Origin of the sequence: Halorientalis sp. LT38 (genome assembly GCF_037031225.1) — an archaeon.
Taxonomy (GTDB): domain Archaea; phylum Halobacteriota; class Halobacteria; order Halobacteriales; family Haloarculaceae; genus Halorientalis; species Halorientalis halophila.
In genome coordinates, this window is record NZ_JAYEZN010000001.1 from 2,356,017 (window position 1) to 2,368,066 (window position 12,050).

Annotated in this window: 14 protein-coding genes and 2 tRNA genes; 11 read left to right on the forward strand and 5 right to left on the reverse strand. The window is 67.5% G+C overall.

What is annotated here, in order from left to right; all coding sequences use genetic code 11:
• The first annotated feature begins 141 nt into the window (after positions 1 to 141).
• The 8 genes from U5918_RS12065 (at position 142) to U5918_RS12100 (ending at position 6,767) form a co-directional block, all read left to right on the forward strand.
• The gene (locus U5918_RS12065) at positions 142 to 1,338 is read left to right on the forward strand and encodes an acyl-CoA dehydrogenase family protein (RefSeq protein WP_336001605.1); all 1,197 of its coding nucleotides are present in this window, start codon (positions 142 to 144) and stop codon (positions 1,336 to 1,338) included.
• Positions 1,339 to 1,384: 46 nt separating this feature from the next.
• Positions 1,385 to 1,460 (forward strand) — tRNA-Cys (locus U5918_RS12070).
• Between the two features lie 122 nt (positions 1,461 to 1,582).
• A complete protein-coding gene (locus U5918_RS12075) occupies positions 1,583 to 2,131 on the forward strand; it encodes a DUF6789 family protein (RefSeq protein WP_336001606.1) in 549 nt (182 codons plus the stop codon).
• A 46-nt stretch (positions 2,132 to 2,177) separates the two neighbouring features.
• Complete coding sequence (locus U5918_RS12080; RefSeq protein WP_336001607.1) at positions 2,178 to 3,119, forward strand: DUF7282 domain-containing protein; 942 nt, start codon at positions 2,178 to 2,180, stop codon at positions 3,117 to 3,119.
• 55 nt (positions 3,120 to 3,174) lie between these two features.
• The gene (locus U5918_RS12085; RefSeq protein WP_336001608.1) at positions 3,175 to 4,224 is read left to right on the forward strand and encodes a DUF7350 domain-containing protein; all 1,050 of its coding nucleotides are present in this window, start codon (positions 3,175 to 3,177) and stop codon (positions 4,222 to 4,224) included.
• Between the two features lie 53 nt (positions 4,225 to 4,277).
• Positions 4,278 to 5,531 (forward strand): DUF7405 family protein, encoded by a 1,254-nt coding sequence (locus tag U5918_RS12090; RefSeq protein ID WP_336003329.1) that lies wholly within the window; start codon positions 4,278 to 4,280, stop codon positions 5,529 to 5,531.
• A 110-nt stretch (positions 5,532 to 5,641) separates the two neighbouring features.
• On the forward strand, positions 5,642 to 5,884 hold the full coding sequence (locus U5918_RS12095; RefSeq protein WP_336001609.1) for a UPF0058 family protein: 243 nt from the start codon (positions 5,642 to 5,644) through the stop codon (positions 5,882 to 5,884).
• 61 nt (positions 5,885 to 5,945) lie between these two features.
• Positions 5,946 to 6,767: a hypothetical protein gene (locus tag U5918_RS12100; RefSeq protein WP_336001610.1), complete on the forward strand. Its 822-nt coding sequence runs from the start codon at positions 5,946 to 5,948 to the stop codon at positions 6,765 to 6,767.
• Between the two features lie 62 nt (positions 6,768 to 6,829).
• Here U5918_RS12100 and U5918_RS12105 read toward each other — a convergent pair whose 3' ends face one another.
• The 4 genes from U5918_RS12105 to U5918_RS12120 all read right to left on the reverse strand — a co-directional run bounded on the left by U5918_RS12105 (position 6,830) and on the right by U5918_RS12120 (position 8,382).
• The gene (locus tag U5918_RS12105; RefSeq protein ID WP_336001611.1) at positions 6,830 to 7,045 is read right to left on the reverse strand and encodes a DUF8123 family protein; all 216 of its coding nucleotides are present in this window, start codon (positions 7,043 to 7,045) and stop codon (positions 6,830 to 6,832) included.
• 349 nt (positions 7,046 to 7,394) lie between these two features.
• Positions 7,395 to 7,468, reverse strand: a tRNA-Lys gene (locus U5918_RS12110).
• A gap of 53 nt (positions 7,469 to 7,521) precedes the next feature.
• Positions 7,522 to 8,190: a DUF7119 family protein gene (locus U5918_RS12115; protein ID WP_336001612.1), complete on the reverse strand. Its 669-nt coding sequence runs from the start codon at positions 8,188 to 8,190 to the stop codon at positions 7,522 to 7,524.
• A 54-nt stretch (positions 8,191 to 8,244) separates the two neighbouring features.
• Entirely contained in the window at positions 8,245 to 8,382 is a 138-nt protein-coding gene (locus U5918_RS12120; protein ID WP_336001613.1) for a hypothetical protein, read from the reverse strand.
• Positions 8,383 to 8,689: 307 nt separating this feature from the next.
• On the opposite strand from U5918_RS12120, the gene U5918_RS12125 reads away from it, so the two are divergent.
• Both U5918_RS12125 and U5918_RS12130 read left to right on the forward strand, forming a co-directional pair.
• Positions 8,690 to 9,028 (forward strand): DUF8134 family protein, encoded by a 339-nt coding sequence (locus U5918_RS12125; RefSeq protein ID WP_336001614.1) that lies wholly within the window; start codon positions 8,690 to 8,692, stop codon positions 9,026 to 9,028.
• An 87-nt stretch (positions 9,029 to 9,115) separates the two neighbouring features.
• Complete coding sequence (locus U5918_RS12130) at positions 9,116 to 10,879, forward strand: nitrite/sulfite reductase (RefSeq protein ID WP_336001615.1); 1,764 nt, start codon at positions 9,116 to 9,118, stop codon at positions 10,877 to 10,879.
• Positions 10,880 to 11,143: 264 nt separating this feature from the next.
• Here the strand turns inward: U5918_RS12130 and U5918_RS12135 are convergent, their stop codons facing one another.
• Positions 11,144 to 11,554, reverse strand: a complete 411-nt coding sequence (locus U5918_RS12135) for a cupin domain-containing protein (protein ID WP_336001616.1) — start codon at positions 11,552 to 11,554, stop codon at positions 11,144 to 11,146.
• Between the two features lie 210 nt (positions 11,555 to 11,764).
• Here U5918_RS12135 and U5918_RS12140 point away from each other — a divergent pair, with 210 nt between their 5' ends.
• Entirely contained in the window at positions 11,765 to 12,049 is a 285-nt protein-coding gene (locus tag U5918_RS12140) for a DUF6360 family protein (RefSeq protein ID WP_336001617.1), read from the forward strand.
• Position 12,050 lies beyond the last annotated feature (1 nt).

The following is a 12,050-nucleotide window of genomic DNA, read 5'->3' on the forward strand; positions in this document are numbered from 1 at the left end:
ACCCTCGCACGGCATCCGCCGTGTGGGGGTCGTTTCATTTCGAACCCCCGTAACCGGGGGTTCGTATCTTTCGAACGACCGGCAACCGACCGGTCGTTCATAGTTCATACCTTTATCCCGTGGTAGCCCCACGTACTGTGCATGTCATTCACAGACGGGTTCGCGGAGTCGGAGACGCATCGGATGATGCGCGAGACGGCGCGTGAAGTGGCGAGCGACTACGACGACACGTACTGGCGGCAGGTGTCGGAGGGGATGGCACCGACGGAGTTCTGGCAGGACTGTGCGGACGCGGGGTTTCTCGGCGTCACGGTGCCGGAGGAGTACGGCGGCGAGGGGATGGGGATCTCGGAGCTGACGACGATCGTGGAGGAACTGGTCGCCCACGGGAGCATGGGCGCGGAGATGCTGTTCGTGGTCAACGTGGTCTTCGGGGCGGTGACGCTGACCGAACACGGGACCGAGGAGCAAAAGGAGGAACTGCTCGAGCCGCTGGTGAACGGTGACCTCAACTTCTGTATGGCGCTGACCGAGCCGAACGCGGGGCACAACGCGCCGAACCTGGACACGGTCGCGGCGGAGCAGGAAGATGGGACCTTCCTGATCGACGGGTCGAAACAGTGGATCAGCGGCGTCGACGAGGCCGATCGGATGCTGCTGGTGGCGCGGACGACGCCCAAGGACGCGGTGGCGAAGCGGACGCAGGGGATTACGCTCTTTTTGGTCGACCCGCAGGACGAGAACGTCGAGCGGCGGGAACTCGACGTGGGCATCCCGACGCCGGAGAAGCAGTTCGAGCTGTCATTCGACGGCTACGAGGCGAGCGCGGACGACATCATCGGCACGCGAGACATGGGGCTGTACCAGCTGTTCGACACCGTGAACCCGGAACGGCTGGTCGGGGCGGCCGGCGCCATCGGTGTGGGACGCAACGCGATCGAGCGGGCGGTCGACTACGCCAGCGATCGGGTGGTGTTCGACGAGCCGATCGGGGCCCACCAGGCGATCCAGCATCCACTGGCGGACTCGTACTCGAAGATCCAGGCGGCGAAGTTACTGGTGCAGAAGGCGGCCTGGATGCTGGACGAGACCGACGGGACCGAGGGCATGAAGAAGACGGCGGAGATCTCGAACATGGCGAAACTGCGCGCGACGGAGGCGGGCCACGAGGCGACGGACGTCACGCTCCAGACCCACGGCGGCAACGGATTCAGCCGCGATTACATGATCGTCGAGATGTGGAAGGGGAGTCGGCTGGGGACGGTCGCGCCGGGCTCCTCGCAGATGATGCGCAACCACATCGCCGAACACACGCTGGGGCTGCCCAGGTCCTACTGACCGAGACCGCTACGCTTAAACGCGATTCTCGACTAGGTTCGAGTGCGCCAAGGTGGCAGAGTCCGGCCGAACGCGTCCGCCTGCAGAGCGGATCATCGCCGGTTCAAATCCGGCCCTTGGCTTCTGTGTCGCGAACGACTCGTGAGCAACAGGGCACGAAACCGGCACACCGGTCGGACGCGTTAGCAACGTGGATGGGACCCGTACGAACGCTTTTTCACGTGCGGGCCGTCCGTTCGGTGCTATGGCCGACAGGGACACGGGGACGAACCGGGACGAGTTCGACCGGGACGTGCAGGGCAGGACCGCCCAGCCGGACTTCGATCACCTGACGGGGATCGTCACGGACGGGATCATCGGCGCCCTCGGGGGACTCGTCGGCACCGCGGCGATGAGCGTCGGGCTCTTCGTGGCGGCGGCGCTGGGCGTGTTCGACACGGCCGCGTTCGGGACGCTCTCGGACCTGACGGGGCTCGGCGTGGTCTTCCCCGGCCAGGCAGTGACGGTCGGCTACCTCATCTTCGTGGCCGGCGGGATGGTGATCTGGCCGCTGTTGTTCGTCTCGACTGCGGGCTATCTCCCAGGGGAGACGTTCGCGACGAAGGGGCTCTCCTTCGGATTCGTCCTCTGGACGGGGTTCGTCCTGGCGTTCGTCGGCGACGTGGGCGTCGGTCGCGGCGCGATCACCATCGCGCTCTACGCGGTGACGACGCTGTTGAGCCACTTCGCCTACGGCTTCACGCTGGGCGCTGTCTTCGACTACCTCTCGAACCGCCCGGAGACGCTGGTGTGACGGGCAACCGAACGCCTAACATCACGCCGACCCAACCGAGGTCCAGATGCAGCGGCGTCTCCTGTCCGCGCTCGTCGGGGTGCTCGCGCTGGCTGTGCTGGGGGCCGGCGTCGCCGTCGCGCACGGCAACCACGTCACGGCGAACCCACAACTGTCGGCGAACGGGACCGTGGTGATCGAGGAGGCGGTCCTCTCGACGGAGGGGTACCTCGTCCTGCGTGCCGACGACGGCGGCGACCCGGGCCGGGTCGTCGGCGTCCGCCCGCTCGACGCGGGCCGCCACACCGGCGTCACCGTCCGGGCCGACCCGGACTACTGGGCGAACGTCAGTGGAAATCGGACTCTCTGGGCCGTGCTGCACGCCGACGGCGACGGCGGCGACGGCGGGTTCGACCCCGAGGTGGACCGCCAGCTCAGGTGGCTCGGGGGTCCCGCGGGCGAGCGGATATCTGTCGCGCGCGCGTCGCGACCCGCGTCGGTCGTCACCCGTGGTGCGGGCCCGATCGAGAACGGGACCGTGCCCGTCATTGCGGCGACGCTCGCCGACCGGGGCCACCTCGTCGTTCACGAACTCGAGAACGGAACCCTCGGTCGCCCCCTGGGCGCCCGGACGCTGCCGGCCGGCCGGCACACCGACGTCGGGATCAGCGTGAACGCCTCCGGACTGGGCGAACGGGCGCTCCTCGCGGTCGCGATCCACGCCGACGACGGCGACGGCCGGTTCGACCCCGAAGCCGACCGCCCGGTCAGGGTCGCCGGGAACCCGGTCGCCAGCCGGTACGAGCGGCTGCCCGACCGGCGCGACCCGATCGGCGTGAACACCCCGACGCCCGATTCCGGCGGGGGCGGGGAGACCGCAGCGGGGACCGGAACGGCAGGTCCCGACGACGGGCCGACGAAGACCGCCCGGGACGGGGCAGGCGCGGGCGCTCCGGCCGCCGTCGTCGCCGTCGGGCTTACGGCGTGGATCGCGCGCCGATCGGTGTGAGAGCCGGTGACGCGAACCGGAACGCGCTTTTGTTTCGGATTCCAACGCCCGGGCGATGAACAGACGTGCTGTCCTCCGGGTGGGGGCCGGACTCGTCGGTGCGGGGGTCGTCGGTGGCTGTCTGGAGACGGAGACGCGCTCCGTGCGCGAACCGGACCTGGTCGAAGACCGCCCGGACGCGGTCTACTACCCGACTCACTCCGAGGGGATGGAGATGGTCGGCTCGGCGAGCGCCGGCGAGTACGAGGTCGCCGCGATGTACAGCTACCCCCACCGATTCTGGACCGTCACGGGCACCGAGACGACGGCGAAGCCGATCGAGGACCGCCACGCGATGCACCTGATGGCGGTCGTCTGGGACCCCGACACGGAGACCGTCCTCCCGAACGCCGGGCTGTCGCTCGAACTCACCAGGGACGGGTCGCTGGTCTCACAGGAGAACATTTACCCGATGCTCTCCCAGCCGATGGGGCTGCACTACGGGAACAACGTCGAGGGCGACGGCGACGGGACCTACACCGCCGCGATCAGCATCGGCTCGATCCCGACCGAACAGGTCCGCCGGACCGGCGAGTTCCAGGGTCGGTTCGCCGAGCCGACGACCGCCGAGATCGAGTTCGAGTTCAGCGAGAGCGCGCGCGACGACCTGCCCTTCGAGACGTTCGACGACCGCGCGGGCGAACGCGCTGCCCTCGAACCGATGGACACGATGGCACCCAGTGCCACCGTCCGTTCCGAGTCCGACCTGCCGGGCGAGGTTCGAGGGACCGCCGAGAGCGGGGACGCACGATTCGTCGTCACGCTCCACGACGAGCCGCCGGCGGGCGTCGACGGCGACGGCCGGTACCTGGCGGTGTTCGCGCACACCCCGTACAACCGGATGGTCCTCCCCGCGATGGGGCTGTCGGGGTCGCTGGCCGGCGAATCGCTGTCGCTCGAACCGACGCTCGACCCGGAACTCGGCTATCACTACGGGAGCGCCGTCACGGAGGTGTCCGCAGGCGATCGGCTGGGAATCGCCGTGGAGACGCCGCCGCAACTGGCCCGACACGAGGGGTTCGAGACGGCGTTCCTGGAGATGCCCGACGCGGAGGTGCGGCTGTGACCGGTCTCGACGAGTCGCTCTCCAGGCGCGAGTTCGCGAAAGCCGCCGTCGCGATGGGCGGTGCGAGCGCCCTGAGCGCCTGCCTCGGTCGCGCCCCGCGCGCGGGAGAACCCGTTCCCGGGGGCGTCGCGGATCCCGACACCCTCCCCGACCGCCAGCACGCCTGGAACGACCGGGTCCGGCGCGACGAACACGGCAACGTCCAGTTACCCCGCCACCACACCTTTCTGTACCTCGATCTCGACGCCGACGGCACCCCGACTGGGGCGGACCGGGAGACCGTCGAGGCGGCGCTCGGGACGCTGGACCGGGCCTACGAGCGGAGCAACGAGGGGCTGGTGTACTCGATCGCCTACTCCCCCTCGTACTTCGACCGGTACGAAGCGTCCCTCCCCGAGAGCGTCGACCTCCCCGAACCGCGACGGCTCTCCGGGTTCGAGAACCCCACCTTCGACACGCAGGACGCGCTCTTGCACGTGGCCAGCGACCGCGCGGCCGTCGTCCTCGAAGCCGAGGCGGCACTCTTCGGTGATCGCGGCGAGGCCAACGGCGTCGCGGTCGACGCGAAACTCGCCGACGTCGCGTCCGTCGACGACCGGCGGACGGGCTTTTTCGGGCCCGGGATGCCCGCCGAACGCCAGACGAGCGGCGGCGAACCGATCAACGGCATCCCCGACTCGCTCCCGGTCCCCGAACAGTCCCCGCTGTTCATGGGCTTCGCGGCGGGGTTTGCCGGCAACCAGGCGACGGAGGACTACGTCACGATCCGGGACGGCCCCTTCGCGGGCGGGACGACCAAGCACGTCTCGAACCTCCGCCAGCGTCTCGGGGACTGGTACGACGAGCAGGACTTCGAGGCGCGGGTCATGGAGATGTTCAGTCCGACCCACGGGGCCGAGGACCTCGTCGAGGGCGTCGGTGAGAACCTGGGTGGCGACAGCGGGATCGACGCGGTGCTCGACCCGGACGCCATCCGGGAGTCGATCGCCGAGCACGGCCGGGTCGGTCACGCCCAGAAGGCCGCGCGCGCGAACCGCGACGACGATGGCAACGTCCGCATCCTCCGCCGGCACGTCGAGTCCACCGACGACGACGTCGCCAGCCTCCACTTCCCCTCGCTGCAACGGCGTATCTCGACCTTCGAAGACGTCCGGACCGCGATGAACGGGGCCGACCTGACCGACGAGCCGGCGATCCGCCAGCGGGTCAACAACGGCATCCTCGAGTACGTCTTCGTCCAGCACCGCGGGAACTTCCTCGTGCCGCCGCGGCGCCACCGGGCGCTGCCGCGTCCGCGACCTGACTGAGGCCGGACGTGAGTTCGTTGCCGCCTGCTCGGACTCGCGTACCGACTTCGTGTCGGGTGATGGCACTGCCGTCGTGCGGTTTAGGGAACTCCAGCACGTACGAGAGAGCGATGCGGAAAGACGAACTCCTCTATCTCCACCAGTTGCTCGCGGTGACCGAACGCACGCTCGAGGCCCGCGGCGTGAGCGACGCCGACGCGGTCGCCCAGCCGATCGTCTCCCCGGTCGCCGCCCACGCATCGAAGGCCGAACACGAACTGGCCGTCCGGACGCTCGCGGCGACGCTCGCCACGTCCGTCCGGGACGCCGACGAGCAGCGCGACGGCGACCGCGCGCGTCAGGCCTCCTCGTGACCGCGCCGGTTCGCGCTGGCGAAAAGTAACGATTAAAGGCTGTGCTCTCCAGCCTCACACTATGCAACGACGAGCCGCGGCGATTTACTTCGCGCTCTTCCTCGCCATCGCGGTGGGGTCGTTCGCCTACATCAACGTCGTCGACCCCCAGCCGCCCGCCATCGACGTCGAGGGCGAACAGCTCGAGTCCGACGAGTTCTACACCGTTGGCGACCAGACCTACACGGTCTCGGTCTCCGAGGGCAGCGGCGAACTCGCGTGGACGAACCAGTCCGCCCAGTCCAGCGCCTCACTGGAGAACGGCTCCACGACGACCTACCAGAACGAGTCCTGGACCGTCCTCATCGAGAACCGGACGGACGTCTCCGAGTTCCAGCTCCGCGAGGAGTTCAACGTCAGCGCGCTGCTCGTCGCGGACGACGCCGTCGACGACGAGCCCGTCGACCGCAACGGTGAACCCCACGTCGTCTACACCCAGAACCAGTCGCTCCAGCCCCTCGACGAGTACCTCCCGGCTCCCCAGACCCAGTCCTTCGCCGAGGGCGGCCAGTACGAGTACACGACCGAGGAGGGCGCCGCGGTCGACGCCACCGTCTCGAACGTGACGACCAGTGCCGCCGAACTCACCTGGACCGCTCCCGAGGAGAACACCGAGACCCTCTCCGAGGGCACCAACGTCACGCTCAACGGTCAGGACTACGTCGCCCACTTCCCCGACAACGACACGCTCGTCCTCTCGCAGGACATCGAGAGCTACATGGAGGGCGTCAGCCGCCAGGAGTACTTCGCAGAGCGTATCAACGGGATCTGGGGCGTCTTCATCGTCAGCTTCCTGACCTCCATCGTCCTGCTCGGCGCGGCCTACCTCCCCGTCAAGGACTGATCGACCTCGCCGGTTTTTCGCCGCCGTGACGTTCTTCGCAAAAAGAGTGCCGTCGTCAGTCCTCAGGCCGGATTCGGCCCCGTCCGGACGATCCAGACGAGCGCCGCGCCGACGGCGACTGCCACCAGCCCGCCGACGACCTGCAGGACGCCGACGAGCGCGCTCTCGGCTGTCTGCCAGGGGAGTCCGACGACCGTGCCGATACCGACGAGGATCATGAACGCGCCCACGAGCAGTCCCAGCAGTTCCAGTTCGTCGCTGATGCCGAATCGTTCCATATCCGCCCTTGCTCCGGACGCCGCCGTAAAGTCCCCGGTATCGTTCGGTTTCGGTGACGGGTTTTCGGGCCGGGAGTGGAGTCGAACCACGCCCAGCCGTGCTCGCTCCGAGAGAGTACGCTCTCCCGTGCTCCCGTTCGCTCCGCTCACGGGAACTTCGCTGCGCGCGACTGGTCTACTTCAACTCTCTCCTGCCGTTTTCGCCGCTCACGAGTTGTTCGCGGCAAAAACGAGCTGGGAAGGAGTTGAACCACGCCCGAGAACCTGCGCTCCGCGCAGAACCTCGGTCTGATTCAACACCCTCCGGCAGCGTTCACCAGCGGCTCGCGAGTTGCGAGCCGCGGATACACGGGCCGGGAGGGAGTTGAACCCCCGACCATCTGGTTAAAAGCCAGACGCTCTGCCTGACTGAGCTACCGGCCCTCACGAAAAGGTGGGGCGGTCCAGTGGTAAACAGTTACGATTGCCTCGGGCGGTCAGTCGTCGAGATAGGCCTCGAGGGCCTCGCCGACGAGCGACCCCGGTTCTCTGTCCTCGAGCGCCGCCTGCCGGCGCAGTTCACAGTAGGCGGCCTCGGAGAGGTCGATCGACATCCGACCGAGGGTGACGCCCTCGGCGGCCAGCGCCTCCCTGACCGTGCTACCGTCGTTGACGGTGCTGGCGACCGACCGGATCTGCCGGACCGTCAGGTCGTGATCGAGGGCGGCCCAGGCGAGCAGCAGGCGGGCCTCGCCGGCCACACGCGCGATGTGTTTCGCGGCGGTGGGGGCGATCTCCCCCTTGGCGACGTGCCGGCGGATCGACCGGGGGAGGTCGTGGACGCGGGACCACTTCCGGATGAAGGCGACGCTGGCGTCGCCGCCGGCGCGTTCGGCGGCGGCCTTGTACGAGCCCTCGCCGCGGACCAGCGCGGCGCATGCGGCCGCGCCGCGCAGCATGTAGACGTTGTCGGGGTCGCCGGCCGTGTTCTGGGAGAACTGGCGGACGGTCTCGGCGGCCTCGGCGAGGCTCTCGGGGTCCTCGGGGTCGAAGGCGACCGCACGCTCGGCGTGCTCGCCGGTGAGCGTGGGGTCACCTCGGATGACGGGCCGACCCACTGGGGACTCTCGGTCCGTGGGCGGTCCGTCCGCGGGCCCGTCAGTCATCGGTTCTCGATAGGAGTACGGGTGGTAAAAGAGTCCCGTCGGCCTGGGGCCATCTCAGTCGTCGGCGGCCTCGCGGCGCTCGCTCGTGTGCTCCCAGACTTCGGCACAGCCGCAGCCGTCGTCCAGGTCGTCGAGGTGATCAGTAGGCACTTCCTCTTCGTCCGTCTCGGTGTCTGTCGCGTGTTCGGTCATCGATAATCCAGCTCCACGATTGGTTCGCATAGCTCCGGGGCGACGTCCGCGGGGGCGTACTGGCACGCGTCGGTCACACCGTCACTGTCAGTCATCACTCCCCTGTACCCCTGCTACTACCATAAGGCCTCTCGCAACCGTAATCCTCACCCCTACTCCCGTATACCGGCAAAGCGTGTGGCCTTTCTCTGACTACGGCCCGTGATGCCGACTCACACGGCGATTCTGGGGGCACGTTCCGCGCCCGTCCCGGCGAGTTTTGTCCGCGTCGGACCACTCAGGTGTCCCGGGCGCGAAGGCCGCCTGAATGACCACCGACGTCCACCAGCTCGACGACGGCGCCTGGATCAGCGTCAACGACTCCCGGGAGGTCAACGTCAGCGACCTCTGGCTGCTGGCCAGACACGAGTTCTGTGACTGTCAGATGGCGGATTTCCTGGCCGAGGGCGTCGTCGAAGTGGGCGTCGACCCGCCGGACGTCGACGCCCGGTTCGCCGGCCGCTGCATCCAGTGTGGCACCGAGGGCGTCACCGACTGGCTCACCGTCGGCCGCGTCATCGATCCCGAGGACGGCCGGTTCTACGGCGTCGTCCCCGAGAGCGTCCACGTACCGCGCAAACGGACGCGCCTGGCGCGTCCGGAATAATCGGCAAAAAACTCCGGTAGCCCCAAGAGGTGGGGAGGTTTGTCGGGGTGAATGCGGGTATATGGGTGGGACGCCAGACTAGTTGATATGCCGAGCAAGGTCGAGAACTGGAAATCTGAGGTCTACGGAAACGACATCCGTGATCATCTCATGGAGTTCGCGGAGGAGGGCTGGGAGTCGATCCCCGACGACGAGCAGGACGCCTGGTTCGAGCGGTTCAAGTGGTGGGGACTGTACCACCAGCGATCGGGGCAGGAGAGCTACTTCATGATGCGCATCGGGACGCCCAACGGCGTGATCGAACCCGGGCAACTCGAGGTCATCGGCGAGGTCGCGAAGGAGTACGCGACCGGCCCGGCCGAGAACCCCGAGTTCGGCGACGCCTACTGCGACTGGACGACCCGCCAGTCGATCCAGCTCCACTGGATCAAACTCGAGGACATCCCGGAGATCTTCGACAAACTCGAATCCAACGGGCTCTCTGCCCAGCAGGCCTGCGGCGACTCCTGGCGCAACATCGTCGGCTGTCCCGTCGCCGGGAAGGACGAACACGAACACATCGACGCCTGGCCCGTCGCGGAGGAACTCCACGAGACGTTCAAGGGCAACGACGACTACACGAACCTGCCCCGGAAGTGGAAGGTGTCAGTGACGGGGTGTGACCAGGGCTGTGGCCAGGGCGACATCAACGACCTCGCCTTCGAGCCCGCCGAGAAGGACGGCGAACTCGGCTTCAACGTCCGGGTCGGCGGCGGCCTCGCCCGCAAGGAGGCCCGCCTCGCCCGCGACATCGACGTCTGGGTGCCCCCGGAGCAGGCCAGCGACGTCGCCGCCGGGATGTCCGCGCTGTTCCGCGAGTACGGCGACCGCGACGACCGCTTCAACGCCCGCATCAAGTTCCTCGTCGACGAGTGGGGCCCCGAGAAGGTCCGCTCGGTCCTGCAGGAGGAGTTCGTCGACTTCGAGCTCCCCACCGCGGGCGAGGACATGCGCGACCAATACACCTACAACGCCGGGGGCGACGACGTTCACGGCGACCACGTGGGCGTCCACCAGCAGCCCGACGGCAATTACTACGTCGGCCTGAACGTCCTCGTCGGCCGGATGGGCGCCGACGACACGCTGGAACTCGCCGAACTCGCCGAGGAGTACGGCTCCGGCGAAGTACGTCTGACCCAGCGCCAGAACGTCATCGTCACCGACGTGCCCGAGGACGACCTCGACGAGTTCCTCGAGGAACCGCTGCTCGAGGACTACTCGCCCGACCCGCACCCGTTCATGCGCGGCTCGATCGCCTGTACCGGCACGGAGTTCTGTTCGCTCTCGATCACCGAGACGAAGAACCGCCAGGTCCGCTACGCCCGCTGGCTGAAGGAGAACGTCGAACTCCCCGACGGCGTGCAGGACTTCCACATCCACCTCTCGGGCTGTACGGCCTCCTGCGCCCAGCCCCAGATCGCCGACGTCTCCCTGCGGGGCATGAAGACCCGGAAGGACGGCGAACCGGTCGAGGCCTTCGACATCGGCCTCGGCGGCGGTCTCGGCGAGAACCCGCAGTTCGCCGACTGGGTCGAGATGCGCGTCGCCGCCGACGAGGTCCCCGGCTACATCGAGAACCTGCTCGCCGCCTACGAGGCCGAGCGCGAAGCGGGCGAGAGCTTTCGGGAGTTCATCGCGGCCCGCGACGAGGAGGCCCTGCAGGACCTCGCCGAGGCCGAGGAGACGAGCTACGACGACCCGTACATGCACAACACGAAGATGACGTGGTACCCCTACGCCGACGAGGACGACATGAACGCCTCGCCGGCGCCGACGGACGGCACCGGCCAGCCGATCCCCTCCGACGACTAGCACCTACTTCTTACTGCGGGGGTCCGCCGTCGGCGAACCCCGTCTGCTCACGGGCGGCGAAGTCGCCCGTTCGCAGGCTATGAGGGGGCGATGCTCCCTCACTATTGCAATAGCTTGGGGAAAACTACCGACCCCTCACTTCGTTCGGGTTCGGTGAACCGCACTCTCCGGTCGCGCGGATGCTGGTGCTCAGTACAGAGGATCTATGTAGTCCGACGTTCCCTCTATCCGAACGTTCTATCGCACTGCCAGTCCCTAGTTTATTCATTCTGTCTCGGAACCGTAGCCACCGTCCGAGCGGACGTATTCGCCGAATTCCTCCACCGTTCCGACAGGTGGGGCACCGAACATCACCCACCGATGGGTGGCTGACTCCGTCGTGTTGAGCAGTTGCCTCGGGACAGCTGCCCCAACGCGTACTACGCCACCCTCCGGCACCTCGTGGAGGTCCCCGTCGATGTACACCTGGCCCGGACCCTTCGTGCAGACGTAAATCTCTTCCTGGCGCTCGTGAGTGTGATAGTCGACGACGTCGTCGGGCTCGAGGATGAGCGCGTTGACTCGCATGTCTTCGGCACCGAGAAGCTCCGTAAGTTTCGCATGTTCGACGCCGGATATCGGAAACGGTTCGGTCCCGATTTCTCCGGCGTCGACGATAGCAAATTCCTCGGCCATGCGAGAATCGAGTACCGACGACGAGATAATGCTTCCCGTGTTCGCACGCTCCCGATAGCAGATATTCCACTCGGTATTCGATGGAACCGGCATCCCCGCGAGAACGGGACCGGACGTCCCGATGACGACGGGAGATGAAGCGAGCGCGGTTCGTCGACGGCGAACCCGTCGAAGAAAAAGGCGGAAGTGCCGGCCGACCAAATCCCGGGTATGGCAAATCGCATTCTCACGGTCAACGCGTACACGACGTTCGACCTGCTGGACGGCCGCGTCGAGGGCCACGGTTTCGAGGAGGAGGCACTGGCGGTGCTGAACGTGACCGCGCCCAGGAACGACCCCGACCACGTGCAACTGCAACTCGAACTCGACAACACGCAGCTCTCTGACGTCGAGCCACACGCCGATCACGTCTCGCTCTCGGCGGCGGAGGCCCGCGAACTCGCGGCGGAACTCGAGTCCCACGCCGAGAAGGTCGAGGCCGCCCAGTCGGAGTGAG